The organism is Pseudomonas putida group bacterium ESBL64, assembly GCF_045277175.1.
In the GTDB taxonomy this organism is placed as follows: domain Bacteria; phylum Pseudomonadota; class Gammaproteobacteria; order Pseudomonadales; family Pseudomonadaceae; genus Aquipseudomonas; species Aquipseudomonas alloputida.
Window position 1 is genome coordinate 145,812 of the sequence record NZ_CP145799.1, and the last position, 26,118, is coordinate 171,929.

19 protein-coding genes are annotated in these 26,118 nt (G+C 63.2%); 11 read left to right on the forward strand and 8 right to left on the reverse strand.

Annotated elements, in window-relative coordinates; all coding sequences use genetic code 11:
* The first annotated feature begins 9 nt into the window (after positions 1–9).
* The 6 genes from V6093_RS00665 (at position 10) to V6093_RS00690 (ending at position 12,061) form a co-directional block, all read left to right on the forward strand.
* Complete coding sequence (locus tag V6093_RS00665; protein WP_406669665.1) at positions 10–4,431, forward strand: NEL-type E3 ubiquitin ligase domain-containing protein; 4,422 nt, start codon at positions 10–12, stop codon at positions 4,429–4,431.
* A 97-nt stretch (positions 4,432–4,528) separates the two neighbouring features.
* Complete coding sequence (locus tag V6093_RS00670) at positions 4,529–9,019, forward strand: NEL-type E3 ubiquitin ligase domain-containing protein (protein ID WP_047604020.1); 4,491 nt, start codon at positions 4,529–4,531, stop codon at positions 9,017–9,019.
* A gap of 228 nt (positions 9,020–9,247) precedes the next feature.
* Positions 9,248–9,799 (forward strand): DUF4174 domain-containing protein, encoded by a 552-nt coding sequence (locus V6093_RS00675; protein WP_003250449.1) that lies wholly within the window; start codon positions 9,248–9,250, stop codon positions 9,797–9,799.
* 174 nt (positions 9,800–9,973) lie between these two features.
* Positions 9,974–10,465 (forward strand): hypothetical protein, encoded by a 492-nt coding sequence (locus V6093_RS00680; RefSeq protein WP_003250451.1) that lies wholly within the window; start codon positions 9,974–9,976, stop codon positions 10,463–10,465.
* A gap of 74 nt (positions 10,466–10,539) precedes the next feature.
* Complete coding sequence (locus V6093_RS00685) at positions 10,540–11,373, forward strand: DUF692 domain-containing protein (protein ID WP_108079222.1); 834 nt, start codon at positions 10,540–10,542, stop codon at positions 11,371–11,373.
* Positions 11,366–12,061 carry a DUF2063 domain-containing protein gene (locus V6093_RS00690; RefSeq protein ID WP_003250455.1) on the forward strand — a complete coding sequence of 232 codons (696 nt, stop codon included), beginning with the start codon at positions 11,366–11,368 and terminating at the stop codon, positions 12,059–12,061. The genes V6093_RS00685 and V6093_RS00690 overlap by 8 nt, the downstream gene beginning before the upstream one ends.
* A gap of 33 nt (positions 12,062–12,094) precedes the next feature.
* Here the strand turns inward: V6093_RS00690 and V6093_RS00695 are convergent, their stop codons facing one another.
* The 4 genes from V6093_RS00695 to V6093_RS00710 form a co-directional block, all read right to left on the reverse strand.
* On the reverse strand, positions 12,095–12,583 hold the full coding sequence (locus V6093_RS00695; protein ID WP_108079220.1) for a DoxX family membrane protein: 489 nt from the start codon (positions 12,581–12,583) through the stop codon (positions 12,095–12,097).
* A gap of 14 nt (positions 12,584–12,597) precedes the next feature.
* Positions 12,598–13,215 carry a ferric reductase-like transmembrane domain-containing protein gene (locus V6093_RS00700; RefSeq protein WP_014861799.1) on the reverse strand — a complete coding sequence of 206 codons (618 nt, stop codon included), beginning with the start codon at positions 13,213–13,215 and terminating at the stop codon, positions 12,598–12,600.
* 163 nt (positions 13,216–13,378) lie between these two features.
* Entirely contained in the window at positions 13,379–14,665 is a 1,287-nt protein-coding gene (locus V6093_RS00705; RefSeq protein ID WP_012052931.1) for a HAMP domain-containing sensor histidine kinase, read from the reverse strand.
* Positions 14,662–15,402, reverse strand: a complete 741-nt coding sequence (locus tag V6093_RS00710) for a response regulator (protein ID WP_003250463.1) — start codon at positions 15,400–15,402, stop codon at positions 14,662–14,664. Before V6093_RS00710 ends, V6093_RS00705 begins: the two co-directional genes overlap by 4 nt.
* 221 nt (positions 15,403–15,623) lie before the next feature.
* On the opposite strand from V6093_RS00710, the gene V6093_RS00715 reads away from it, so the two are divergent.
* Together V6093_RS00715 and V6093_RS00720 are read left to right on the forward strand one after the other, a co-directional pair.
* The gene (locus tag V6093_RS00715; RefSeq protein WP_004573749.1) at positions 15,624–15,899 is read left to right on the forward strand and encodes a DUF2790 domain-containing protein; all 276 of its coding nucleotides are present in this window, start codon (positions 15,624–15,626) and stop codon (positions 15,897–15,899) included.
* Between the two features lie 10 nt (positions 15,900–15,909).
* A complete protein-coding gene (locus tag V6093_RS00720) occupies positions 15,910–16,425 on the forward strand; it encodes a thioredoxin family protein (RefSeq protein WP_047604012.1) in 516 nt (171 codons plus the stop codon).
* Positions 16,426–16,543: 118 nt separating this feature from the next.
* On the opposite strand, the gene V6093_RS00725 is transcribed toward V6093_RS00720, so the two are convergent.
* Both V6093_RS00725 and aroQ read right to left on the reverse strand, forming a co-directional pair.
* Positions 16,544–17,392: a shikimate dehydrogenase gene (locus tag V6093_RS00725; RefSeq protein WP_265978347.1), complete on the reverse strand. Its 849-nt coding sequence runs from the start codon at positions 17,390–17,392 to the stop codon at positions 16,544–16,546.
* Positions 17,389–17,838, reverse strand: a complete 450-nt coding sequence (gene aroQ, locus V6093_RS00730) for a type II 3-dehydroquinate dehydratase (protein WP_003250469.1) — start codon at positions 17,836–17,838, stop codon at positions 17,389–17,391. Before aroQ ends, V6093_RS00725 begins: the two co-directional genes overlap by 4 nt.
* A gap of 262 nt (positions 17,839–18,100) precedes the next feature.
* On the opposite strand from aroQ, the gene V6093_RS00735 reads away from it, so the two are divergent.
* The 3 genes from V6093_RS00735 to V6093_RS00745 are packed head-to-tail and all read left to right on the forward strand — an operon-like array spanning position 18,101 to position 23,724.
* Positions 18,101–19,354 carry a TolC family protein gene (locus V6093_RS00735; RefSeq protein ID WP_003250472.1) on the forward strand — a complete coding sequence of 418 codons (1,254 nt, stop codon included), beginning with the start codon at positions 18,101–18,103 and terminating at the stop codon, positions 19,352–19,354.
* Positions 19,347–20,561, forward strand: a complete 1,215-nt coding sequence (locus V6093_RS00740) for an efflux RND transporter periplasmic adaptor subunit (RefSeq protein ID WP_060544832.1) — start codon at positions 19,347–19,349, stop codon at positions 20,559–20,561. Before V6093_RS00735 ends, V6093_RS00740 begins: the two co-directional genes overlap by 8 nt.
* Before the next feature lie 16 nt (positions 20,562–20,577).
* Positions 20,578–23,724: an efflux RND transporter permease subunit gene (locus tag V6093_RS00745; RefSeq protein WP_003250476.1), complete on the forward strand. Its 3,147-nt coding sequence runs from the start codon at positions 20,578–20,580 to the stop codon at positions 23,722–23,724.
* A gap of 32 nt (positions 23,725–23,756) precedes the next feature.
* Here V6093_RS00745 and V6093_RS00750 read toward each other — a convergent pair whose 3' ends face one another.
* Complete coding sequence (locus V6093_RS00750; RefSeq protein WP_003250478.1) at positions 23,757–25,094, reverse strand: MFS transporter; 1,338 nt, start codon at positions 25,092–25,094, stop codon at positions 23,757–23,759.
* Positions 25,095–25,274: 180 nt separating this feature from the next.
* Positions 25,275–26,051 carry a ParA family protein gene (locus V6093_RS00755; RefSeq protein ID WP_108079218.1) on the reverse strand — a complete coding sequence of 259 codons (777 nt, stop codon included), beginning with the start codon at positions 26,049–26,051 and terminating at the stop codon, positions 25,275–25,277.
* Positions 26,052–26,118: the final 67 nt, after the last annotated feature.

The following is a 26,118-nucleotide window of genomic DNA, read 5'->3' on the forward strand; positions in this document are numbered from 1 at the left end:
GAGGCAGAGATGCAGAACAATAGCCGTCAACCATCGGCTGCGGTCGATACCCTTGCCATGGCACAAGCATGCCAGGATCACTACATTGCACAGCGGCTGCCGGCCTGGATGAAGCGGCTGAGCATGGCCGAATTCACCTTGCTGAGCGAGGCGCTGCCTGAACTGCTGGCCTGCCGCGCAGGCTTGGTGTCAGCGCTGGCGCGGCTACGCAACCTGAATGCATTTACCCAGCCCTTGCTGCAGCAAGCGCTCGGTGCCCACGGCGACCTTGACGTCGATCGCCTGTACTTTCGTCAGTGGTACACCTTTACCTCGCCCACGATCCATTATGTAACCAGTCGGCTTCCGGTTGTCGGCAGCGATTACTACGACATCCCTCTGCTCGAGGCCGCTTTGAGCAATTTCACCGCAGAACAGCAGCGCGACCAGCCACAGGGCAATTGCCTGGTCGATGTGCGCGGCGCAAGGCGTAGTGAACTGTCTGCACCGGGCTTCGCCAGGCTGTGTCGAGCGCTGGATCTTGGGCAGAAATACCAGGCGCATCTGGATTCGGTACTTCAGCCCGAAGTCAGGGGATTGCTGACGCGACGGCAACGCTACAGCATGCTGGTGGATGCCCTGCAGGCCAGGGCGCAGGGCGTATTGAGCGCAGACGAACTGCAGTGGGTGGTGGCGCTCTGCACCAAGGACATGCTCGGCAAGCTCGAAGGCGCATCGGTTCGCGTGCGCCAGTTGGCGGTGTTCGGTTGCCGCTTGCAGCAGATCGTCGTGCTGGACGTGATCGACGCGGGCCTGTTGTTCAACACCAGCAAGCGCGTGTTGGTCTATGTACCGGGTGACCCGCACGGCCCCTGGAGCGTGCGCAGCGACCTGGAAGATTATGCCCGCCGGGTGCTTGGCAAACGCCTGCGCGAAGATGACTACCGGCGCTTCTTCAACCGCTTCGTGCGCCGACGCGATAGCCAGCGATTCTTCTCGGCCGTCAGTGAGCGCCTCGATGACGTGCCCGGCTGGGCAACCCGCGACCTCGATGAGCAGACCTTTGCCTATCGCCTGCCATTGTTCGAACACCTTGCTGACGACTGGATTGCGCAGATCAAGGACGATGCTGCGGTCATCGCCCCGCCCGTGGCCTTGCTTGATCGCGAGGTCCAGGCCGAACACGCCCGCCGTTTGCGTGCTGAAGGCTGGACCCTGTTGGGTGTTGCAGGGTTTTTCGTTCCAGGCATCGGCGCGGTGTTGTTGGGGGTGATGGCCTGGGAACTGCTTGAGCAGACGTTCCAGGCTGTAGGGGATTGGCAGGACAACGAACGCAATGCGGCACTGGCGCACCTGCTGAATGTAGGCAAAGGACTGCTGGCTGTCGGGGCAACCGTTGCCGTAGTCGCCACGGCCCGACGCGCCTGGAGTGTGGTGGACAACCTGGTACCGGCGCAGCTGGAAAACGGTGAGGAAAAGCTGTGGAACGCAGACCTCAGCCCCTATCGCTGCGAAAGCCCGCCAGACACGGCGGTGCCGGACATGGAGGGTATGCACCGCCTGGGCGAGCGCCGCTGGATCAGCATGGACGGGCACTGGTATGAGATGACCAGGCACAACGACGATGAGCAGTGGCAATTGCTCCCTTACCAGGGCTATGCGCCGCCGCTCCGTCACAATGGGGCCGGCGCGTGGCGGCTGTGGTGCGAACAGCCCGCCGAGTGGGGCGACACACGCCAGTTGTTCCGCCGCCTGGGCGGGCCATTCAGCGACCTTGACGATGCGCAGATCGACCAGTCGCTGGCGATCCATGGCCTCGATGATCAGCACCTTCGGGCATGGCATGTGTATGGCCTTGCGCCGGAAGCAGCGCTGGTCGACACCGTCGCACGCGTGCGGCTCGCCGGCAGGATTGGGACGTTGATCAACCACTTGCGCGAGGGAGGGGTAACGGCAGACCCGCTGCTGCTGGAGCAGGTCATGCGCCTTCCACAGGCCGCCGGCAAGGACGGAGCAGCGTTGGCCGATGTGGCTTGGGCCGGGCGACGAGCACTGCTGCAGGCGGTGTACGAAGAGCAGAATCCCGACACGGAAACGGGCCGTCTCTTACGGCAGAATTTTGCCAGCCTGCACTGCCTGGCTGCGGATGAGGTGCTACGCGATGCCAGCGAGGATGACCTGCAGCTTTTGCGTGAGACGGGGCGCGTGCCGTTGCCGATGGCCGAGGCAGCAAGGTTGCAGGTTGCGCGGATTCGAATAGCGCGGGTGTATGAGGCGCTGAGCATCGATACGCCGCAAAACCTCGACCTGGCGCGTGTGGTACTTAATCTGCTGGTGCATGTGCCGGGGGCTGGCGGGCCCGGGTGGCGATTGTACGACGGTGATGCCAGCGAGCCGTTAGTGACGGTCGAGGGAACGGGGCTGACGTTTGACTTGCTTCATCGTCATGGGCTGTTCCGCCTGCGTACCCGAACGCACACGGTTGCCGGTGAGAGGGGGGAGTTGTTCGAGACCTTGGCCGCAGCCTATGACGACGCATCGCAAGCGGCCATCGGCCAAGGCCGGTCGTTTGTGCCTGCGCTGCGCCAGGCGCTGACCGACGTTGCTATCGAGCAACGCCAGACCGTGGTGAATCTGCTCAGGCTGGAACAGCCGACCGGCTCGTTTCTCCCGCCACAACGTCTGGCTGATGGCAGGGTTGGCTACCCCTTGGCGGGCGGCAGGTTCTGGGGGGCGCTGGGGCGGAACAGGCCCAGGGCGCTTCAGGCTCGGCTGCGTGATCTGTACCCAGCTTTCAGTGACGAGCAGATCGGGCACTGGCTCGCATCAGGCGACGCGCAGGCCAGGTTACAGAGGCTGGAACAGCAATACGGGGTGCTCAAGAGACACTTGACCCAGTGGGCGCGCAGTGCCTTGCTGTCATCAGAACTGCCCGCCCGGCGTGAGTTCAGAAAGGGGCTGATCAACTGCTGGCGCTGTCTTGTGCCGGAACTGCAAGGACAAGCAGCACTGGACGACGGGCGCTTCATGCTTACCCAGACCATCAGCCGCTTGCGCCATCTGCCGGCCCTGCCCGCGCAAGTGGGCTTTCCCCACGTCTCGATCCTGGCCTTGCGCGCCATGCGCGTGGAGCACGTTCCGGATGAGTTTCTGCGGGCGTTTCCCAACTTGCGCAACCTGGAAATCACCCATTGCCGACTCACGCGTTTGCCATTGCCGCTGATGCTTGTCCAGAAACTGGAGGTGCTCGACTTGTCTGGTAACCAGATCGCCCTCGACCAAGGCCAGGCGTTGGTCCTGGCGGATTGCCGGTCCCTGGTGTACCTGAACCTTTCAGACAACCCGCTGCGCAGGGCATTTTCCGTCCAGGCAATGACCGAACTGAATGCCCTCTACCTGTCGAACACCCAGTTACCCGAGTGCCCCTATGGGCTGATGGACGCGCCAGAACTGCACACCCTGAACCTCAGCGGCAACCGTATTTCTGAACTGCCCGAGGGTTTTCATCAGTCGCAGCTGTGGCGCTTGGACAGGGTCGAGCTTTCCGGCAATCGGCTGGGGGGTGCGCAGGATGGGTTATCAAACTGGCATTTGCTTGAGGCCAGTCGCGTGCCTTACCGGTTGCGCATTCTGGATGCGCTACCTGGCGAACGTCGAGATGAAATGGCTGCACTGTGGGCCCATCTGGAGGCAGAGGAGCAATCGGAAGCGTTCTTCAATACCCTGTCGATGCTGACGGAATCGGGCGCCTTCAGCTTCTCATCGACTGCATCCGCGCTCGCGGCCCGCATGTTCGACATGTTCCAGGCGATGTCTGAGCATGATGCCCTCAGGCTGGAGCTGTTCGAGCACGCTGCGGCGACCGGTTGCCAGGATAACGCCACCGCGCGTTTCGCCAACCTGGAACTGCGAGTGATGATATGGCGCACGAGGCACAGCGGATCTGCCCGGCCTGAACGGGCCTTGCTGAAGCTCGGTGCCCGGATGTGGCGGTTGGCGGTGCTTGAGCAAATTGCCGCTGAACATGCTCATCGGGTGGGGGCGAGCGCTGAATCGATCGAATTCGCCTTGGCCTATCGAATCGGTTTGCGCACGTCTCTGGACTTGCCTGGCCAACCCGATGAAATGCTCTATGCAGGCATCCCTGCCTTGAGTAGCCAGGACCTTCTCCTGGCCCGTGAAAGGGTTCTGGCGCGACAGACCCGGGAGGGCATTGCTGATTACCTGTCACGCCAGTGGTTCTGGCAGGATTACTTGCGCAAGGCCTGCGCGGTTCGCTTGCAAGTGCCCCAATCCATGCACGCTGAGCTGGAACGGCTGATGGCGCTGGGGAATCGGGACGAGGAAATCGCGCGGCTGCAGATCCGCAATCAGCAACGCGAGCATGCGGTGTTGCTGCAGTTGACGCTGGAGGCGCTGGACCGGAACACGGTGCAGCGTCCGCTCAGCTAGCGGGTTGGCGGTTGTCTGAACGCAGGCATTAGCTATATAGCGCCTGGCGGGGAGCAGGCAACTTAGTCTGGCCTCTTTTCATGAAGAGGCCCCCGCTATGGACACCACTTTGCCGTCAGATGCGCAGGCCGCCATCGACGCGTTCCAGGACGGCATCATCGGCAGGCGCCTGCCACCCTGGTTGCGTCATGCACCCGCTGAGCAACTGCCTGAGATCGGCAGGGCATTGTCAAACAGCCTTCGCTGCTGTGAGCAAGTGAACACGGTGCTGCGAGGCATCGAAGGCCTCGACAGTTTCGTCGCATCAGCCCTGGGAAAGGCCCTCGACGAGCGTTACGGGCTTGGCCGTAACCCGCACGTGCTCAGGTTCCTGGAGGGCCGCCGGGAAGCTGTGATCAACAGTCAGCCGGTGGGCGCGCACCTGACTACCGTGGTCTATGAAGAAAAGCCGCTGCTCGAAGTGGCATTGCGCAACTTCACGGACGCGCAGGCGCAGGAAGGTGGCCAGCCGCGCGGTAACCGCCTGCTGCTTCCACGCCACGGCACGGTCAAACCCCCTACGAGCATCGAGTTTGCCGGACTGTGTCGTGAGCTGGACCTGGGTGAGCGCTATCAACGTCATCTGGATGCCATCCTCACGCCCTCTGGCAGTGCCGAGCGCCTGGTATCGCAGCTTGTAGATGCCACGCGCTACACCATGCTTGTGGACGCTTACAAAGCCAGGCAAGAGGGAACGCTGGATGCCAGCGAACTCAATGTGATGGTGGCTGTGTGCGAGAAGGGTGAGCTGCCGCGCTTGGCGGGCGACCTTGTGCAGGCCAGGCAACTGAAATTGCTGGGTTGCCAGATTGAGCAGGTGACCGTGTTCGTAGTGGTTGAGCAGGGCGTTTTGTTCAACACGACGCGTCGGGTGTTGCTTTACGTGCCTGGAGACCCTTTTTCGCCCTGGCGCGCGTTCGAGAGCCTCGACAAACTGAACCGCGAACTGGGCCGTCGCTTGCGAGACAAGGCTTACCAGCGTTTTTTCAGCCGCTTCGTGCTGCGGCGCGACAGCCAGGCTTTTTTCGCCCAGGTCGCGGAGCGCTTCGATGGCCTGCCGGGCTGGGCTTTTCGCGATCTCGAACCGCGCTTGCAGGCTTACCCGCAGCCGTTGTTCATCAGCCTGGCACAGGCACGTATCCACCAGATCAAGGACGATGCGGCGATGATCGCGGTGCCTGTGGCCAGGCTGGATCGTGAGGTTCAGCGCCAGCATGACCTGCGCCTTGCAGCCGAAGGATGGGCGCTGCTCAACCTGGCCAGTTTCTTTCTGCCTGGGCTTGGCCTGGCGCTGCTGGCCGTGACGGCCTACGAACTACTGGGTGAGGTCTACCATGGCGCCGAGGCCTGGCAGCAAGGCGATCGTCAGGAGGCGCTCGACCATTTGACCCACGTGGCGACAGACCTTGCCGTGCTGGCGACCACGGTAGCCGGGGTGGGTGTCGCTCGACGGGTTTGGGCACGCTCTGCGAAGGTCGATGCCATGGTGCCGGCCCGGCTGGAGGACGGCACTGAGAAACTTTGGCAACACGACTTGACCCTGTTTCAAAGCCAGGCCCCCGTTGCGGCCTCGAGCCGGGATGCCTTGGGTATTCGGCGTCAGGACGGGCGGGCCTGGATCGAAATGGACGGGCATCACTATCGCGTGGCAGAGGCGGGTGATGATCAATGGCAGTTGTATCCGGTCGACGGCCACGGGCCGTTGCTGCGCCACAATGGCGCAGGTGCCTGGCGTTTGTGGAGCGAGCAACCGGCTCGGTGGACCGACAAATACCGCATGTTCCGGCGTTTGGGCGAACCCTTCAATAGGCTGAATGACGAACAGATCGATGAGGTTCTGCTGTTCCATGGCCTTGATGGCGACGACCTGCGTGGCCTGCATGTACACGCCCAGGCACCGAGCCCTGGGATGATCGACAGTGTGGAGCGGGTCAGGCTTGATCAACGCATCCGCAGCATGATTGGCCGTCTGCGCAGCGGCGACCCGGTAGCAGATACAACAGTGCTCGATCACGCTCGGCGCCTGCCAGGCGCGAGTGGCCTGACAGATCAGGCACTGGCCGCGTTGGCATGGACACAGCGCCGAACACTGCTGCAGCACCTTTTCGAAGCCTTGCAGCCCAGCGACACCGCTGGCAGCGCGGCGTTGCGCCGGGTGTTCCCGAGGCTGAGCGCGCGCACTGCGCAAGCACTGGTACAGGCCGCCAGCAGCATTGATCGCACGCGGCTGCTGTCCAGCGGCAGGGTTGCACTGGGGCTCGCCGAAGCGGCAAGGGGCAGTGTGCTGGCTACCCGCCAGGCTCGGGTATTTGAAGCGTTGTACCTTGATACCCCGCAGCATGCAGACCTGGCACGGGTGGCCTTGGGCTTGTTGCGGTATCTACCCGGAGGTGAAGGTGTGTGCTGGCGCCTGTACGAAGGTTGCCTGGGCGGGCCGATGCTGGCGAAGACCGAGCAAGGGCAGCGGGCGTTCGATCTGGTGCACGTGAACGGTACGTTTCAACTGCATGGCAGCCAGGGCACGGCGCTGGGTGAGGCAGGTGAGTTGTTCGACGTCATGGCGCCAGCCTATACCGAAGCGCAGAGGGCGGCGATGGGGATCGGCGATCCATTTACGCACAACCTCAGGGTGATACTGGCGCGCGAAGCGGCACGCCATCGTGATGAGATCAGTCGTTTGCTTGGCGCGGTACGCCCAGGTGCTGTCCGAGGGCCCATGCGCTTGGCCGATGGACGTATTGGCTACCCACTGGGTGGTGGCGGAGTAGGTGGGTTCGCATCAAGGGGGAGTGCCCTGAGGGCAACGCTGCGCGATCTCTTTCCGTGGTTGAGTGATGAGCAGGTCGAGACCTTCGCCGATGACGCCAGGCGTTCAGGGCAGCAGATTGAACACGTACTGACTGACCTTCGCAATGAGTTCGCCATCCTGCGCATCACACTGAATACCTGGGTGGCACGAGGGCAGGGCGATGTCAGGGAAGATCGAGAGGCTTTACGCCAGACGTTGTTCAATTGTTGGCGGCGGTCGGTGGGCGTGGGGGAACTGCAGATCAATGCACAGGAAAACCTCCACGTCATGTTCTGCAATTTCAGATCGAGCGGCTTGCCCAACATACCCCCACAGGTCAGCTTCAGAGGTGTGACCAGCCTGTCGCTGCTGCACCTTGACCTTCTGGAGGTGCCCAGCAGCCTATTGCTGGCTTTCCCTAACCTGCAAACCCTCGATCTGGGAGGGAACCTGTTGACGCGCCTTCCGCAGCCGTTGCTGCAGATACCGCAGTTGCGGCATCTGAGCCTGACCAACAACCGGATCGTCCTGAACACTGCACAAACCGCCACATTGGCCAGTTGCACGAGCCTGCAGTCTCTCGACCTATCCCACAACCCCCTGGGGAGCAGGTTCACGTTGGCGGGTTTGGCTGAGTTGCGTTGGCTGAACTTGCGCGACACACAAATCTCGCAGTTTCCACTGGGCGTGTTCGACAACGCTCAGTTGGTATCCGTTGACTTGCGGGATAACCGGATCAGGCACATTCCAGAGGGTTTCTACCAGTTGCCCGTGTGGCATCGGCGGCGGTTTCGCTTGAATGCGAACCCCTTGGGCGAGGCCCAGACGTTACGCTTGCAGGCTTCGTTGAGCAGCGTCGATCCGGCCCTCGACGAGGAGCAAGTGCTTCTGCGCCTGCAGCACGCGCGTGAAGTCTGGGGGGATGCCGTGGCCCCGGAGCATCGCGGCTTGATGCTTGCTGCCTGGGACTCGCTGGATGCAGGGCAGGACGCCGAGCGTTTTTTCCGTGTGCTTCGCCAGTTGTTGCTGTCCGAAGACTTTCGTGTCAATGCGCGTGCACTGGGCAATCGGGTAATGGCGGTATTGCAAGCGATGGCCATTACGCCAGAGCTGCGGCAGAACTTGCTGTCAGTGGCCAATGATGAGTGGGGGTGCCAGGACGGTGCAACCTGGTGCTTGAGCAACCTTGAACTGAATTTGTTGGTTTGGCAGGTTGAGCACGCGGCTCAGGGAGAAAGCGAACGCGCTTTGCTAGACCTGGGCAGACGTTTATGGCGCCAGGATGCAGTCGACATGTTCGCTACCCGATGGGCGCTACAGCATGGCAGGACGCTGGAAGGAAGCGAGGTGGGGTTGGCTTTCAGGATCGGGCTGAGGGAGCGTCTCGACCTGCCATTGCAGGTGGGAGAAATGAGCTTTCTTGCGATCTCAGGCGTCCTGGAGGCGGACCTTGCAGAGGCAGAGGCTGCGGTGCGGGATGCAGAAACACCGGAAGAGATTGCCCGCTCCATGGTTGACCGTGAATTTTGGCAGGCGCACCTGGAGCGTTCCCATCCTGAGCGATTCGCTGCGGTCGACCTGCCGTTCAGAAGGCAGCTTGAAACCGTGCTTGACGACGAAGCGCTGAGCGAAGGGGCCAGGATCGACCAGGCGGATGCCATTCGTGATGCTCAGCGCGCTGCACGCAGAGGACTGATGCTGGATATGACGATTCAAGCGATGGAAATGGGACCCAAGGGGCCCTCGATCGATGTACGTTGACATGCGCTCAGGGTAAGGGCTTGCCCGGCCCTGCCAAAGCGGCTTTGGGCTATGCTCAGTCAAGCTGAATGTGGTTTGTACCAGCGCCGTAGTCTTGGCTTCAGGTGGCTCGGAAATCGACAGTTACTTTTACACACCCCGTTATGGAATGAAGTGGTTTAGGCTCCCTGTCGGATTTTTCTCCGTGATCTGTAGTCATTGGTTTATCGAGACAATAAGGAGATACGCATGCTTGTCCGGTCACTGACCCTCGCAACCTTGCTTGCTGTTGCCGGCCCCCTGTTTGCCGCAGACAGTGATGCGCCTCTAGCCAAGGAACTGGGCAAGGCCAGACCATTGGTGGTTATCGCTCCCAGCAGTGCCGACCCAACGTTGCGAGGGCTGAACAAAGCGCTCGAGGACCCGGCCACCCAGGCAGCGTTCAAGGAGCGCAACCTTGTCCTGTACAGCGTCGCCAACATGATGGGCAAGCGAGAGGACAAGAACCTCGAGCAGCAGACCACAATGGCCCTGATTCGGGAACTGAAGCTGGGTGCGAGCAAGGGTACCAAGGTGATCCTGGTGGGCAAGGATGGTGAGCGGCACATGCTCAAGGACGACGACACCGGCGAGGCCATCGACCCACAGGTGATCCTCAAAGCGGTCGATGAACTGCCTGCCAGCGAAAAGGCGGTGGCGGCGCCCGAGCCCGTAGCGGCGGCCCCGCAAGCCAAGGACAAGGACAGCAAGCCGGCCAAGCCCGCCAAGCCAGCGGCCCCGCCCAAACCGCTGGAAGACTGATCACGCCTGATGGCCCCAAGGCAACTTGGGGCCCGTTGCCGGGTGGTGTGTATCGCACTGTATCTGCCTGTGCTGCAGACCTACTGCCATACAAAAGTGCGCCTGGCACGATACATCCACGACAAACCGCAACGGCCTAATGGCTCCACTTTCCAACCCCAGTGGAGCTGCATCATGACTCAAGCAAAAAACACCCTCGGCCTGCTCGGCGCCGCCCTGATCGGCAGCATGGCATTGAGCAACAGTGCGTTCGCCGTCGAGCCGCTGGCTCAAGGTTACCAACTGGCCTCGGCCAAAGTGGCCGGCGAGGGCAAGTGTGGTGAGGGCAAGTGCGGGGGGAGCGGCAAGGCTTCCCAAAGCGAAGGCAAGTGCGGTGAGGGTAAGTGCGGCGCCGGCGCCAAGGCTGGGGCTGAGGGCAAGTGTGGTGAAGGCAAGTGCGGTGACGCCTCGTTCGCCAAAACCGACAGCAATCACGATGGCAAGGTCTCGCGCGATGAGTTTCTGGCGGTGGCCAAGGACCGTGCCCGTGATTTCGACACGATCGACCGCAACCATGACGGTTTCATCTCCGAGCAGGAAGCGGCCGATCACCTCAAGGCGATTTATCAGGCCAATGGCAAAGCCATGCCTGATGGCTTGTTCAGCCACCTGACCGGCAAGCCCTGACGTTCTACCCCATGAAACGCCACAACGCTCCTCCTGCTGGCCAGGTGGGGCGTTGTGCTTGTTGGAGAACTTTTATGTTTCCTGCGATGTTGAACATCGGGCTAGGCTTGCGTCGCGGCCTGTTGCCGGAACTGCTGGCCATGGAGGCGGGTGCAGTGGACTTTCTCGAGTGTGCGCCGGAAAACTGGATTGCCGTGGGCGGCGCCTATGGCAAGGGCTTGGCCCAGTTGGCGGAGCGCTTTGCTGTCACCTGTCATGGGTTGTCTTTATCGCTGGGTGGCAGTGCCCCGCTGGACCGCCATTTCCTTGAGCAGACCCGGCAGTTTCTCGAGCGATACCAGGTGCGACTGTACAGCGAGCACCTGAGCTACTGCAGTGATGACGGGCACCTGTACGACCTGATGCCCATCCCGTTCACCGATGAAGCCGTACGCCATGTGGCCGCGCGCATACGCCAGGCTCAGGAGCAGCTGGAGCGGCGCATTGCCGTGGAGAACATCAGCTACTACGCCGCGCCGTATCAGGCGATGAGCGAACTCGACTTCATCCAGGCGGTGCTCGAAGAAGCGGATTGTGACCTGCTGCTGGACGTCAACAATGTCTATGTCAACGCCTGCAACCATGGCTACGACGCCCAGCAATTCCTTGCAGGCTTGCCCCCGGCGCGCGTGACCGGGATGCACGTTGCCGGGCATTACGATGAAGCGCCTGACCTCAAAGTGGATACCCACGGGGCGGCCGTGAAGGAGGATGTCTGGACGCTGTACGCCAGCGCTTGCGTGCGCTTCGGCGTACAGCCGACGGTGCTTGAACGTGATTTCAACTACCCGCCCTTGGCCGAACTGTTGGCCGAGACGGCGCGTATGCGTGCTGTGCAATGCGCTGCCGGAGGGCAAGCAGATGAATGAGACCCTGCGTGCGCAGCAGTATGCCTTGGCCCGTCACCTGCGCGACCCACAGCGCCATGCCCCGCCGCCCGGCGTCGAGGCCCGCCGCCTGAAGGTTTACCGTGAGTTGTTCTATGGCGCCATCGAAGGGTTGCTGGCTGGCAGCTTCCCGGTCATGCGCCAGGCGTTGGGCGAGCAGCGCTGGCATGCCCGAGTACGTGATTTCTACGCCAGTTACCGTTGCCAGACGCCGTTGTTTACCGAAATTGCCGAGACGTTCGTCGACTACTTGCAACGTGTGGCGCTGGACACCCCTTGGCAGCTGGAGCTGGCGCACTATGAGTGGGTCGAGGCGCAACTGTACCTGAGCGATGCCGAGGACCCGGCGCATGACCCGGGTGGTGACCTGCTGGCTGGAGCGCCGTTGTTGTCTTGTGTGGCGCGGGTGCTGGCCTATCGTTGGCCGGTAGAAAGCATTGGCGTGGACTACCAGCCAACGGCTGCCCCAGCATCGCCGAGCTTGCTGCTGGTTTATCGCGATGCCCGGTTGCAGGTGCGTTTTGCCCGGTTGGCACCTATGGCGTATCGGTTGCTGGTGGAGCAGGGGACTGGAAGAGAGCGGCTGCAGGCGTTGGGCGGGGATGTGCAGCAAGGGTTGGCATTGTTGGAGGCATTGCGCGAGCAGGGCGTCATTGTCGGAACCGTTTGAAGGCATTGGGGGCTGCGCAGCAGCCCCCAACCCTCATCTGCCGAACCGCATGCCAAGCCAATGATCGAGGCTAAGGCGCCCGGCGCCCTTGAGCAGCAGGGGTAGCAACGCCACCAGGTAGATCAATGGCAATTTGTAATTGCCGAAGCCCTGGTCGGTAATGGTATAGCCTTGGGCCAGCTCCGCCAGGCCCGACCAGTGCGCCGGCCAGTGCACTGCCGCTATCGCTACAACGGTGACCACCATCAAACCCAACGATGCCAGCCGGGTACCCAGGCCCAACAGCAGCAGCAACGGCAGCACCAACTCGGCCCACATCGACAGCTGCCAGTTCAGCTCCGCGGGCAGCAGGCTGAAGGGGAACGGGAAGTTGGACTGCAGGTCGGCGAACCAGTTGCTGCCGTTGAATTTCTCCAGGCCGGATTCGAAAAACTCCCAGGCCAAAAATACCCGTAATGGCACGTCGGCACTCCAGCTGCCGAGGCGATCAACGGTGGTCAGGGTACGGGTCAAGGTCGTCATTTGCGGTGCTCTCTTCAGGCAAGGGCGCGGGTGCTGCGGCGTTGTTTACGGGCCACTTTGGCGGTGAGCTTGACGGCGATGGCGCTGAACATCAGGGCGAACGCCAGCGGGTACCACCCCCCCATGGGGATGCGTTTGTAGAACGACAGGCAGAACACGGCAGCCAGTACCCACATGCCGCTGCTGTGCAGCGCTTGCCAGGCACGGCCGCCCAACAGCCGCATGGGGGGCTTGAACGAGGTGGCGGTGAGCAGCAGCACGAACAGGTAGCCGACTGTGCCGGGCAGGCTGGAAGTCAGTGTGCGGCCGGCCCAGAACAGCTCGGGAAATTGCTGGGCGTAGCGATAAATCAGCACGCCGTGCACGGTGTGGGAGAACGCGAATGCCAACCCCAGGTAGCGTCGCTCCTGAAGGATGCGGCGGCTTGATGTGCCAGGCAGCAAGGTCACCAGCGACGAGGCCAGGAACGCCAGCAGGAACAGTGCGAACGAGCTGCGTGCGGTGGCACGAATGGCACTGCGCAAGCCGTCCGGGTCAGGTTGGCTGGCCAGGACTATGGCGGTCATCGCCAAGGTCAGGCCGGCGAGGGCGGCGAACAGCTTCCAGCCGGAGGGCAAGGTGAGGGCTTTCATCAGGGACTCCCGGGGTGTGGTTGTGTGACCGGGAGTGTCTCGGGGCGGGGTATCTGCAGTGTGTCAGGGGGATGCAGTTGTGTATCTGTTTGTAGAGGCGACCGCGCGTTTTACAGGAACGGCCCGATCGAGATCCAAGGCCGTTCCTGCCAACGGTCGCACTTCAGGTGAGTTCGATCTGCGCGCACAATCCGCCCTGTTCGCGGTTGCTCAGGGTCAGCCGGCCCCCCATGGCCTGGATCAGCTGGTGGGCAATGGCCAATCCCAAGCCGGTGCCACCCGTGCTGCGATTGCGTGAACCTTCCACCCGGTAGAACGGCTTGAGCACTTCATCCAGCTCGTCACCGGGTATCCCTGGCCCGTTGTCGAGCACGCGGATGATGGTGGTACTGCCCTCGCGTGACACTTGCAGCTCGGCAGCACCTGCAAACTTCAGGGCGTTGTCGACCAGGTTCACCAGTACCCGGCGCAGCGCATGCGGGCGGGTTTCCAGCAGAGTCCCGCTGCTGCCGTGGCGTTCAACCTGGGCGCCGCTGTCCTGGTAGTCGAATACCAGGCTGTCGAGAAAGGCATCAAGGTTGACCCGGCAGGTCGCTTCGGTGCTGCTGTCCATGCTGCGGGCGTAAGCCACGCCTTCGCGCACCAGGTGTTCCATTTCATCCAGGTCGCTCCCGAACTTGTCCTTTTCGACCCCCTCATCCATCACTTCGACCCGCAACTTCATGCGAGTGATCGGTGTTTGCAGGTCGTGGGAAATGGCTGCCAGCAACTGCATGCGTTCCTTGAGGTGGGCAGCAATGCGCGCCTGCAGGGCGTTGAAGGCTACCGCAGCGTAGCGCACCTCGCGTGGGCCGCTTTCATCCAGTTGCACGCCGGGCTGGTCCGGGTCGAGGTTGTCCACTGCCTGGGCCAGACGGGTTAGCGGGCCGATGGCCAGGCGTACCGCCAGCCAGGTACACAGCAACAGCACAGCCAGCTGAATCAGCAGCACCACGGGCAACCAACGGGCTACCGGGACCGGTGCGGGTGTCACGTCGATGGTCAGTGGCGCGCCGTCGGCCAGGTTCAGGTGCGCCTGGAAGTGCGCATTGGGCCCCGGGATTTCCAGGAAGGTCAGGCGGTAGTCGCTGCCAATGGCCTTGACGATCGACGCGGCGGCCATCGGTGGGTCACTGCTCGGCATCGCTTCGCCTGCCAGGCCCTGGTCCAGGCGATAGCGGTAGGTGCGCCGTTCCAGGCGTGGCAGCCAGGCGGCACGCTCGGCTGCGGGCAGGCGGTCAAGGATGGCAACCGAGGTCGCCACGTCCTGTTCGAGGTTGCTGAGCATCATCGAGCGGCTGCTGATATAGCGCTCGTAGGCCTGCAGGCCGAACGACAGACCATAAGCCAACACCAGGCCGGTGAAGAAGATCAGCGCCAGACGCGAGGCCAGGGTGCGCGGCCATTTCATGAGGGGGACTCGAGCAATTGCACCGGCAGCGAAAACACGTAGCCCTCGCTGCGCACGGTCTTGATGCAGCTGGGCTCGCGGGCATCGTCACCCAGGCGCTGGCGCAGGCGGCTGACCAGCAAGTCGATGGAGCGGTCGAAGATGTCGGCTTCGCGGCCCTGGGTCAGGTTAAGCAGCTGTTCGCGGCTGAGCACCCGCTGCGGGTGGTCGAGGAACACCCGCAGCAGGCGGTACTCGGCGCCACTCAGGGCCACCAGGGTGCCTTCGCTGTCGAGCAGGTGGCGCGCGGTGGTGTCCAGACGCCACTGACCGAAACCCAGCAGGCGGCTGCTTTCACTGATGGTCAGGTTGGGCGGCAGCATGCGTGTGCGGCGCAGCACGGCGTTGATGCGGGCGAGCAGTTCGCGGGCCGAGAATGGTTTGGTCAGGTAATCGTCGGCGCCCATTTCCAGGCCGATGATGCGGTCGGTTTCGTCATTGCGGGCGGTCAGCATCAGCACGGGCGTATTGCGGTGCTTGCCGGCGCGCAGCTCGCGGCACAACAGCAGGCCGTCGTCGCCAGGCATCATGATGTCGAGCACGATCAGGTCGACGCTGTTGGCTTCGAGAAAGGCGCGCATCTGCCGGCCGTCGGCAACGATGCTGGTGCGCAGGCCGTTCTTCTTCAGGTAATTGCCGACCAGTTCGCGGATCTCGCGGTCGTCGTCGACGATCAGGATGTGATCGACGTGTTCCATGCGCTGGGTTCCTGTGCAAAAGGGGGTTGGGCGCAGTGTACCGAGCGCGTTCGCCCTTGCCTGCGGGAGTTTGTATTGCAGTGTATCTGGCACGGGTAGGGATACAGCAGGACGCATATCACAACGCTGGGCGACACATGCGGGATACCTGGCTGACGTGAAATGGCTCTCGACCGGGGAGCAACACTCCCCACCCCCAAGTGTTACCCAGGAGAGATGCCATGAACGTCAAGACTATCGCCAGCGCCAGCCTGTTCGCCGTGCTCAGCTTCGGCGCCATCGCTGCCCAGGCCGCCACGGCCCCGATGCAGGATGGCGGGGTCATGCAGTACCGCTACGGTGAGCCTCTGGATGTGAAGAAAGTGCTGTCGGTGCAGGACGATCAGAGCAACGCCTGCGGCCTGGTGAACACCCGAATGGACTACCTTGACTCCCATGGCCAGCGGCAAAGCGTGCAGTACCGCACCTACGCCACGGGCGGTTGCCATGACAATTGATCGGCGCCGGATGCTCAAGGCAGGTGGTTTTGCGCTGGCGCTGATGGGGCTTGGGTTGGCTGGGCACCTGAAGGCACGCGACAGCTACGGCGCCATGCCGTCGCTGTCAGGCGCCAGCCAGTGGTTGAATTCGCCGCCCGTGGATGCCCCGGGGCTCAAGGGCAAGGTGGTGCTGGTGGACTTCTGGACCTGGGACTGCATCAACTGTCGGCGCAGCCTGCCGCATGTGAATGATTGGGCGCGGCGCTATGCCGATCAAGGACTGGTGGTGGTGGGGGTACACACGCCCGAGTTCGACTACGAGCATGATGTGGCGACTTTGCGGGACAAGGTAGCCCGGTTGGGTATCGGGTATCCGGTGGCGGTAGATAATGACTACAAGGTGTGGAATGCCTGGGGCAACCAGTTCTGGCCGGCGCATTACTTTGTCGACCGCAAGGGGCAGGTGCGCCATGTGCACGTTGGCGAGGGGGATTATGGCGAGCAGGAACAGGTGATACAGGCGTTGCTGGATGAGCAAGGGTGATTCTCCTGTACCGGCCTCTTCGCGGGCATGCCCGCTCCCACAGGGAGAGTGCAATCAGTAACGTTTGCGCAGTACCTGTGGGAGCGGGCGTGCCCGCGAAGAAGCCAACACTTTTCTATCAGGTGAAACTGGCAAAGTGCGCCTGCATCCGCGCCGCATCCGCCTGCCGCCCGCTGAACAGCTCGAATGCCTTCACCGCCTGGAACACCGCCATGTAGCTGCCATCCAGTGTGCGGCAGCCCAGTGCCCGGGCCGCGCGCAGCAGTTCGGTCTCCAGCGGGAAGTAGATGATCTCTGCCACCCACAGGCGGGGATGTAGCAACGCCACCGGCAGTGGCGTGCCCGGTAGCTTGGCCATGCCCACCGGCGTGGTGTTGACCAGCCCGTCCGCTTCGGCCAGTGCTGTGGCCAGGTCGGTGCCAAGCACGGCGCGCTCCGTGCCGAAATGGGCGTTCAGGTTGTCCACCAGCGCCTGCGCACGGGTCGCATCCACTTCGAACAGCACCAGCCGCTCTACCCCTTCACCCAGCAGGGCATGGGCCACGGCCGAGCCAGCGCCACCGGCACCCATCTGCACCACCTGGCGCCGTGCAACGTCGGGCAGGCCACGGCGCAAGCCTTCGGCAAAGCCCAGGCAATCGGTGTTGTGGCCGACGCGCTTGCCGTCCTTGAGCACCACGGTATTTACCGCGCCGATACCGCGGGCCTCGTCGGACAGTTCGTCGAGCAACGGCAGGATCGCCTGCTTGAACGGGTACGTAATGTTCAGCCCGGTGAAACCGGTATGTTGCGCGGCTTCGAGCAGGCCGGGCAGGGCGCTGTCGTCCAGTTGCAGCTGGTCGGCGTCGATCAGCCGGTACAGGTAGCGCAGGGCCTGGGCGTCGCCTTCGTGTTCGTGCAGGGCCGGCGTACGTGACAGTTGGATGCCGCGGCCGATCAGGCCGGCGAGGATGGCTTGCTGGCTCATGCCGCACGCTCCTGCAACAGCTCGGCGAAGTGGCTCAGCGCCATGCGGTAGCCGTGGCTGCCCAGGCCGCAGATGACACCGACGGCGATGGACGATACGAACGACAAGTGACGGAACGGCTCGCGTTTGTGCACATTGGACAGGTGCACCTCGATCACCGGCAGTTCGCTGGCCACCAGGGCATCGCGGATGGCGACCGAGGTGTGCGTCCAGGCGCCGGGGTTGATCACGATGCCGGCGCAGCGGCCACGGGCGGCGTGGATCCAGTCGATCAGTTCACCTTCGTGGTTGGTCTGGCGGAATTCGATTTCCAGGCCGTGGGCGTGGGCAGTGTCGGCACATCCCTGAGCCAGGTCAGCGAGGGTTTCGTGGCCGTACTGGGCAGGCTCGCGGGTGCCCAGCATGTTCAGGTTGGGGCCGTTGAGCACGAGAATAAGGGGCTTCATGACGGGCATCGCTTTGTTGTTGTTGAATGCACGTAGTTTTGTACTGACTGGTTAGTTCCGTCAATTGGCCAAGATCGTCGCACCGGGAAAGTGGGCGATTATCGAACTTATTGGGCGTTGAATGCCCTGTACCCAGCCGTGCAAAGCTGCCCCTGCAACGAACTGCAGGGCGTCATTACAAAATTGTAATCTTGCCGCCACCGCCCCGATAACCAGCCCTTTCTACAGTCCCTCGCCAATGCTTCGCCCAGAGGACTGTTTCGTGCCCATCCCCCGCAAGATCGCCTTGCTCTGTCTGCTGCTGGCCAGTGCCACCGGCGCCCAGGCCAGCCAGGTGCTGAGCCTGCCCCAGGCGCTTACCGCCGCTTTCGCCCAGAACCCGGAGCTGGCTGCAGCCGGCCGTGAAATTGGCATTGCCGATGGCGAACGGCGCCAGGCCGGGCTGCTCCCCAACCCGGAGCTGGCCTGGGAGGTCGAGGACACCCGCCGCGACACCAGCACCACCACCGTCACCCTCAGCCAGCCGCTGGAACTGGGCGGGAAGCGCGGCGCACGTCTCGCCGTGGCGGGTGCCGGCCAGGCCATTGCCCAGCTTGACCTGGAGCGCCAGCGCAACGCCCTGCGGGCCGATGTGGTACAGGCTTTCCACGCTGCCTTGCGTGCACAGACCGCGCTGGAGTTGGCTCAGCAGTCGCAGGCGTTGACTGAACGAGGTCTGCGGGTGGTGCAAGGGCGGGTTACGGCAGGCCAGTCATCACCGGTGGAGGCCACCCGTGCCCAGGTGCAACTGGCCCAGGCCCAGGCCGAAGTGCGCCGCGCGAAAACCCAGCGCAGCGTGGCCTACCAGGCCTTGGCCCGGTTGACGGGCAGCCCGCTGGCAAGCTTCGACCGGTTGCAGGCAGCCAACCTTTCGCCAGGCATTGCGCCGGGTGCCGACACCTTGCTTGACCAGGTCGAAAAGACTGCCGAATGGCGCCTGGCCGCTGCCCAGGTCGAGCGCGGCGACGCCTCCCTGGGGGCGGAAAAAGCCCAGCGTATCCCCAACCTCACCGTCAGCCTTGGCAGCCAGTACAGCCGCGAAGACCGGGAGCGAGTGAACGTGGTTGGCCTGTCCATGCCGTTGCCGCTGTTCGACCGCAACCAAGGCAATGTTCTGGCAGCTGCGCGCCGCGCCGACCAGGCGCGTGACCTGCGCAATGCCGTGGCGCTGCGTCTGCGCAGTGAAACCCGTAGTGCCATCAGCCAGTGGGAGACGGCGATGCAGGACGTTGAAGCCTATGACCGCACCATCCTGCCTGCTGCGCAGCAGGCCGTGGACACCGCCACCCGCGGTTTTGAAATGGGCAAGTTCGCTTTCCTCGATGTACTCGACGCCCAGCGCACGCTGATCGAGGCTCGCGGGCTGTACCTCGAGGCGCTGGCCTCGGCGACCGACGCGCGTGCACAAGTAGAGCGGATCTACGGCGATCTCGATGGCGTGAGCAACAAACCCAATAGCAGGAGCAACAATGACTAACCCACGCAAGCTAGCCCTTCTGGCTGCCGCCATTGCTGCGCTTGGCCTCACGGGCCTGGCCTGGACCGGCAACCTCGGCCAGGCGTCCAAGGCTCAAGCCCCCCATGACGACCATGGTGAAGACAGCCACGGCCATGCTGCAGCGCAGGCCGTCGAAGGCCATGCAGAGAAGGAGCACGGCGAAGAAGAAGGCCAGCTGCACCTGTCTATCGCGCAGATCGAATCGGCTGGCATACAACTGGCTGCCGCAGGCCCCCGTGAGCTGGGCACCGCCATCAGCTTCCCGGGTGAGATCCGCTTTGACGAGGACCGCACCGCTCATGTGGTACCCCGCGTGCCGGGTGTGGTCGAAGCGGTGCACGCCGAGCTGGGCCAGGCGGTCAAGCGCGGCCAGGTACTGGCGGTGATTGCCAGCCAGCAGATCTCCGACCTGCGCAGTGAGCAGCAGGCCGCTCAACGTCGCCTGGAACTGGCGCGGTTGACCTTTCAACGGGAACAACAGCTGTGGCAGGAGCGAATCAGCGCCGAGCAGGATTACCTGCAGGCACGTCAGGCGCAGCAGGAGGCCGAGATCGCCCTGGCCAATGCTCGGCAGAAGGTCGCAGCGGTGGGGCCGGCCGGTGCCGGCAACCGCTATGAACTGCGCGCCCCCTTCGATGCGGTCGTCGTGGAGAAGCACCTGACCGTGGGCGAGGTGGTCGACGAGACCAGCAACGCGTTCACCCTGTCCGACCTGAGCCGGGTGTGGGCCACCTTCGCCGTGGCCCCTCGTGACCTGGGCAAGGTGGTGACCGGCCGTGAAGTCACGGTCAGTGCGCCGGACCTGGGCGCCCAGGTTCTGGGCAAGGTCAACTACGTCGGCAGCCTGCTCGGCGAGCAGAACCGTGCCGCCACTGTGCGTGCCACTCTGGCCAACCCCAATGGCGCCTGGCGCCCCGGGCTGTTCGTCAATGTGGCTGTCAGCGTCGACCGCTTCGATGCCGCCGTGGCGGTGCCGGAAAGCGCCCTGCAAACCTGGGAGGCGCAGACCGTGGTGTTCGCCCGCACGGAGGAAGGCTTCGAGGCGCGCCCGGTGAAGACTGGCCGTCGCGATGCTGGCCAGGTGGAAATTACCAGCGGCCTGGCCGCCGGTACTCAGGTTGCGGCCGCCGGCAGCTTTGTCCTCAAGTCGGAACTGGGCAAGGGCTCGGCCGAGCACAGCCACTGATCACGGGGACACCTGCATGTTCGAACGCTTGATTCAATTTGCCATCGAGCAGCGCCTGGTGGTGATGCTGGCCGTGGTCCTGATGGCCGCGGTGGGTATCCACAGCTACCAGAAACTGCCAATCGATGCTGTGCCGGACATCACTAACGTCCAGGTGCAGATCAACACCGCCGCCCCCGGCTATTCGCCGCTGGAGACCGAGCAGCGCATCACCTTTGCCATCGAGACCGCGATGGCTGGCCTGCCAGGGCTCAAGCAGACCCGCTCGCTGTCACGCTCGGGCTTGTCGCAAGTCACGGTCATTTTCGATGATGGCACCGATATCTTCTTCGCCCGCCAACTGGTCAACGAGCGCCTGCAGGTGGCCCGCGAGCAATTGCCTGAGGGCATCGAGGCGGGCATGGGGCCGATCTCCACCGGGCTGGGGGAAATTTTCCTGTGGACGGTGGAAGCCCAGGAGGGGGCGCTCAAGGAAGACGGTACACCTTACACCCCAACTGACCTGCGGGTGATTCAGGACTGGATCATCAAGCCGCAGCTGCGCAATGTACCGGGTGTGGCCGAGGTCAACAGCATCGGCGGCCATGCCAAGCAATACCTGATTGCACCAGAGCCCAAGCGCCTGGCGGCCTACAAGCTCACCCTCAACGACCTGATTGCAGCGCTGGAGCGCAATAACGCCAACATTGGCGCTGGCTATATCGAGCGCAATGGCGAGCAGTTGCTGATTCGCGCGCCGGGCCAGGTGGCCTCGGCCGAAGACATTGCCAACATCGTTATCTCCAGCGTCGACGGCACGCCGATCCGCGTCAGCCATGTCGCCCAGGTTGGCCTTGGCGAAGAGCTGCGCTCGGGGGCAGCCACCGAAAACGGTCGGGAAGTGGTGCTGGGCACGGTGTTCATGCTGATTGGCGAGAACAGCCGCACGGTGTCGCAGGCGGTCGCTGCAAAATTGGTCGAGATCAATCGCAACCTGCCCAAGGGCGTAGTCGCCGTGACGGTGTACGACCGCACCAACCTGGTGGAGAAAGCCATCGCCACGGTGAAGAAGAACCTGATCGAAGGTGCGATCCTGGTGATTGCCGTGCTGTTCCTGTTCCTCGGCAACATTCGTGCTGCGCTGATCACGGCCATGGTTATCCCGCTTTCGATGTTGTTCACCTTTACCGGCATGTTCAGCAACAAGGTCAGTGCCAACCTGATGAGCCTGGGCGCGCTGGACTTCGGCATCATCGTCGACGGCGCAGTGGTGATCGTGGAAAACGCCATCCGTCGCCTGGCCCATGCCCAGCAGCGCCACGGTCGCATGCTGACCCGCAGCGAACGGTTCCATGAGGTGTTTGCCGCTGCCCGCGAAGCACGCCGGCCGCTGATCTATGGGCAGTTGATCATCATGGTGGTGTACCTGCCGATCTTTGCCCTGACCGGGGTCGAGGGCAAGATGTTCCACCCTATGGCCTTTACCGTGGTCATGGCCCTGTTGGGCGCGATGATCCTTTCGGTCACGTTCGTTCCGGCAGCCATTGCCCTGTTCGTCACCGGCAAGGTCAAGGAAGAGGAAGGCCTGGTGATGCGTACGGCACGGCAGCGCTATGCCCCGGTGCTGGCCTGGGTGCTGGGCCGGCGCAAACTGGCATGTGCCGCCGCCGCCGCCCTGGTACTGTTGTCGGGCGTGATGGCCAGCCGCATGGGCAGCGAGTTCATCCCCAGCCTCAGCGAGGGTGACTTCGCCCTGCAGGCCCTGCGCGTGCCGGGCACCAGCCTGTCGCAGTCGGTGGACATGCAACAGCGCCTGGAGCAGGCGATCATCGCTCAGGTGCCGGAGGTGGAGCGGGTGTTTGCCCGCACCGGCACTGCCGAGATTGCCTCCGACCCGATGCCGCCGAACATTTCCGATGCCTACGTGATGCTGCGCCCACGCGAACAATGGGTTGACCCGGGCAAACCGCGGGATGAGCTGATCGCCCAGGTGCAACGCGCCGCTGCCAGTGTGCCGGGCAGCAACTACGAGCTGTCGCAGCCGATTCAGCTGCGGTTCAACGAGCTGATTTCCGGGGTGCGCAGTGATGTGGCGGTGAAGCTGTTCGGTGACGACATGGAGGTGCTCAACCGCACTGCCGCACAGATCGCTGCCAGCCTGCAAGGGGTGTCGGGCGCGTCCGAGGTGAAGGTGGAGCAGACGACGGGCCTGCCGGTACTGACCATCGACATCGACCGTGACAAGGCCGCACGTCATGGCCTGAATGTGGGCGATGTGCAGGATGCCATCGCCATTGCCGTGGGCGGCCGCACCGCCGGTACGCTGTATGAAGGCGACCGCCGCTTCGACATGGTCGTGCGCCTGTCGGAGACCTTGCGTACCGATGTCGACGGGCTGGCCAGCCTGCTGATTCCGGTTCCGGCCAGTGCCGCTGAGGGGGCCGGGCAAATCGGTTTCATCCCGCTGTCGCAGGTCGCCACGCTGAACCTGCAACTGGGCCCGAATCAGGTGAGCCGCGAGGATGGCAAGCGCGTGGTGGTGGTCAGTGCCAACGTGCGTGGACGCGACCTGGGCTCGTTTGTGCAAGAGGCTGAGCAGGCCCTGATCGACCAGGTGCAGGTACCACCGGGTTACTGGACGCGCTGGGGAGGGCAGTTCGAACAGTTGCAGTCGGCAGCCGAGCGCTTGCAGGTGGTGGTGCCGGTGGCCTTGCTGCTGGTCATGGCGCTGTTGCTGATGATGTTCAACAACCTCAGGGATGGCCTGCTGGTGTTCACCGGCATCCCCTTTGCCCTGACCGGCGGGGTGCTGGCGCTGTGGGTGCGTGATATTCCGCTGTCTATCTCTGCCGGCGTCGGGTTCATTGCATTGTCGGGAGTGGCAGTGTTGAACGGGCTGGTGATGATTGCCTTTATCCGCGGGCTGCGCGAGGAAGGGCGCACGCTGCGGGCGGCGGTCGAGGAGGGGGCGCTGACCCGCTTGCGGCCAGTACTGATGACGGCGCTGGTGGCCTCGCTGGGGTTCATACCGATGGCCTTGGCCACCGGGACCGGGGCAGAGGTGCAGCGGCCACTGGCGACGGTGGTGATTGGTGGGATCTTGTCTTCTACCGCGCTGACGTTGCTGGTGTTGCCGGCGTTGTATCAGTGGGCGTATCGGCGGGATGAGCAGCAGGAAGGCTGAGTACGTGGGGCTGCAAGGCAGCCCCAACAACCTCAAACGGCCCTTCGGGCACCAGCCCGTACACCGTCCACACCCAGGTCGTCATGCAAAGAAATCCGCGACGTTTCCGGCAACGCCAACCCGCCCACCAACGCCACCAGCGCAATCACCACCAGGTAGAACGCCGGTGCCAGGCTGCTGCCGGTCTGTCCGATGAGCCAGGTTGCCACCAGCGGCGCTGTGCCGCCAAATAGCGTGTAGGCCACGTTGTAGGTAATTGCCGAAGCGGTGTAGCGGGTACGGGTAGGGAAGCTTTCCGAGAGCAAGGCTGCGGTAACCACGCCGCTGCACAATGCCCCCACCGCGAGCAGGATCACCCCCAGCAGCGCACCCGACATCGAGCCAGAGCTGGCCAGCCAGTACGCCGGGAACACGCACAGCATCACCCACAGGCAGGTAAAGCCGATGGTCTTGCGCCGCCCCACCCGGTCCGAAAATGCCCCGGCCAGCGGGCAGCCGACCGCAGCGAACAGCAGGGCCACGGTGGTTACCAGCAGTGACTGCGCGCGGGTCAGGTTGCCGACCAGTTGCAGGTAGGTGGCGAAGTAGGTGGTGAACATGTAGAACGACAATGCGGTCAGCGAAATGAACGCCCCCAGGTTGCGAATGACCCGGCCATGGTGGCGCAGGGTTTCCTTCAGCGGTGAATGCTCGTGCTCCTTGCCCTGGGCGACGGCTTCGCGGAACGCCGGGGTTTCTTCCATGCGCCAGCGCAGGTACAGGCCGACCAGGCCCAGCGGTGCTGCAATCAGGAACGGAATGCGCCAACCCCAGGCATTCATCGCCTCCGTCGACAGGCTGGCTTCCAGGCCATACGCGATCACCGCCGCACAGGCAAAGGCGGAAAAGGTCGACACAGGCACGAAGCTGCCATAAAAGGCGCGCTTGTTGTCAGGCGCGTGCTCCATCAGGTAGGCGCAGGCCCCGGCATATTCGCCACCGGCAGAAAAACCCTGCAGGCAGCGGGCCAGGGTCAGCAGCGCCGGGGCTGCCAGGCCGATACTGGCGTAGGTCGGCAGCAGGCCGATCAACGTGGTGGAGCCGGCCATCAGCAAGATGGTCAGCGACAGGATGCGCTTGCGTCCCAGGCGGTCGCCCAGGGCGCCGAAGACGATGCCGCCCAAGGGGCGCAGGGCGAAGGCCACGGCGAACACCGCGAAGGTTTTGAGCAAGGCTACGCTGGCGTCTTCGCTGGCGAAGAACTGGCTGGCGATCAGCGTGGCGAGAAAGCCGTACACGGCGAAGTCGAACCATTCGACGAAATTGCCGATGGCCGAAGCGGCAATCACCCTGCGCAGGGTGGCGGGGGATACCTCATGATGTGCGGACATGCGGGTGCTCTCCGGTTTCCTTTGGCAGCCATGTTGAAAGTGGCGCAGTCGGGCCGCGCCATCGTTATTGTGCTTGCCAGTAGATAGCCGAGCGCTGCAACGCGCTTTGTCGAGGGCGACCTCGGTATACCTGATTCGACCGGTCCAGCAGGTTACAGCTGGAGTACCCCCAACGGCCTGTCAGGCCGCACGCTCAAGCACATCCAGCAAATCGATGAATTCCAGGGCCAGCTTATGCCGCGGCGCCAAATGCACCAATGGCACTGAGGCATGGTGCGATTCACGCATCTTGATCGAACTGCTCAGGTACACCGGCAGCACCGGCATGCCTTCGTTGCGCAGTTGATCGACCAAGGTCTGGTGCAGCGCCGTGCGCCCGGCGAACTGATTGACTACCACACCTTCCACCACCAGCGCGGGGTTGTGGTCCTGGCGCAGTTCTTCGACCTCGGCCATGACACTGTGCAGGGCCTGGCGCGAGAAACTGTCGCAGTCGAACGGAATCAACAGACGCTCGGCCGCCACCAGCGCGCTGAAGGTGTAGAAATTCAGCGCGGGTGGGGTGTCGATGTAAATCCGCTCATAGTCCTCTTCCAGTGCCACCAGCAACTTGCGCAGCTTGTTGATCTTGAACTTGCTCTCCAGCTTGCTTTGCAGGTCGCTGAGGTCAGGGCTGGCGGTGACCAGGTGCAGGTTGTTGTAGCGGGTTTCGGTGATTGCCACGCGGTGCTTCTTGCCGGCGGCGGTAACCGGCGACAAGGTCTGGCGGAAGAAGTCGGCGATGCCGGCAGGAATGGTGTCGTTGACCAGCCCGGTGAGGTAGAAGGTGGCATTGGCCTGCGGGTCGAGGTCGACCAGCAAGGTCCGGTAGCCCTCGGCGGCACTGGCTGCGGCGAGGTTGCAGGCAATGCTGGATTTGCCGACGCCACCTTTCTGATTGAAAACCACACGACGCATGAGACGCTCATCCATGAAGTGAAAATGTCAGGTCGGGGTCAATCCTATGACTGAAACACTGCAGTTT

Excerpts from the sequence above, each read along its gene's own strand:
- V6093_RS00665 (WP_406669665.1), top strand. The coding sequence starts at position 10 with ATGCAGAACAATAGCCGTCAACCATCGGCTGCGGTCGATACCCTTGCC.
- V6093_RS00670 (WP_047604020.1), top strand. The coding sequence starts at position 4,529 with ATGGACACCACTTTGCCGTCAGATGCGCAGGCCGCCATCGACGCGTTC.
- V6093_RS00675 (WP_003250449.1), top strand. The coding sequence starts at position 9,248 with ATGCTTGTCCGGTCACTGACCCTCGCAACCTTGCTTGCTGTTGCCGGC.
- V6093_RS00680 (WP_003250451.1), top strand. The coding sequence starts at position 9,974 with ATGACTCAAGCAAAAAACACCCTCGGCCTGCTCGGCGCCGCCCTGATC.
- V6093_RS00685 (WP_108079222.1), top strand. The coding sequence starts at position 10,540 with ATGTTTCCTGCGATGTTGAACATCGGGCTAGGCTTGCGTCGCGGCCTG.
- V6093_RS00690 (WP_003250455.1), top strand. The coding sequence starts at position 11,366 with ATGAATGAGACCCTGCGTGCGCAGCAGTATGCCTTGGCCCGTCACCTG.
- V6093_RS00695 (WP_108079220.1), bottom strand. The coding sequence starts at position 12,583 with ATGACGACCTTGACCCGTACCCTGACCACCGTTGATCGCCTCGGCAGC.
- V6093_RS00700 (WP_014861799.1), bottom strand. The coding sequence starts at position 13,215 with ATGAAAGCCCTCACCTTGCCCTCCGGCTGGAAGCTGTTCGCCGCCCTC.
- V6093_RS00705 (WP_012052931.1), bottom strand. The coding sequence starts at position 14,665 with ATGAAATGGCCGCGCACCCTGGCCTCGCGTCTGGCGCTGATCTTCTTC.
- V6093_RS00710 (WP_003250463.1), bottom strand. The coding sequence starts at position 15,402 with ATGGAACACGTCGATCACATCCTGATCGTCGACGACGACCGCGAGATC.
- V6093_RS00715 (WP_004573749.1), top strand. The coding sequence starts at position 15,624 with ATGAACGTCAAGACTATCGCCAGCGCCAGCCTGTTCGCCGTGCTCAGC.
- V6093_RS00720 (WP_047604012.1), top strand. The coding sequence starts at position 15,910 with ATGCTCAAGGCAGGTGGTTTTGCGCTGGCGCTGATGGGGCTTGGGTTG.
- V6093_RS00725 (WP_265978347.1), bottom strand. The coding sequence starts at position 17,392 with ATGAGCCAGCAAGCCATCCTCGCCGGCCTGATCGGCCGCGGCATCCAA.
- aroQ (WP_003250469.1), bottom strand. The coding sequence starts at position 17,838 with ATGAAGCCCCTTATTCTCGTGCTCAACGGCCCCAACCTGAACATGCTG.
- V6093_RS00740 (WP_060544832.1), top strand. The coding sequence starts at position 19,347 with ATGACTAACCCACGCAAGCTAGCCCTTCTGGCTGCCGCCATTGCTGCG.
- V6093_RS00745 (WP_003250476.1), top strand. The coding sequence starts at position 20,578 with ATGTTCGAACGCTTGATTCAATTTGCCATCGAGCAGCGCCTGGTGGTG.
- V6093_RS00750 (WP_003250478.1), bottom strand. The coding sequence starts at position 25,094 with ATGTCCGCACATCATGAGGTATCCCCCGCCACCCTGCGCAGGGTGATT.
- V6093_RS00755 (WP_108079218.1), bottom strand. The coding sequence starts at position 26,051 with ATGCGTCGTGTGGTTTTCAATCAGAAAGGTGGCGTCGGCAAATCCAGC.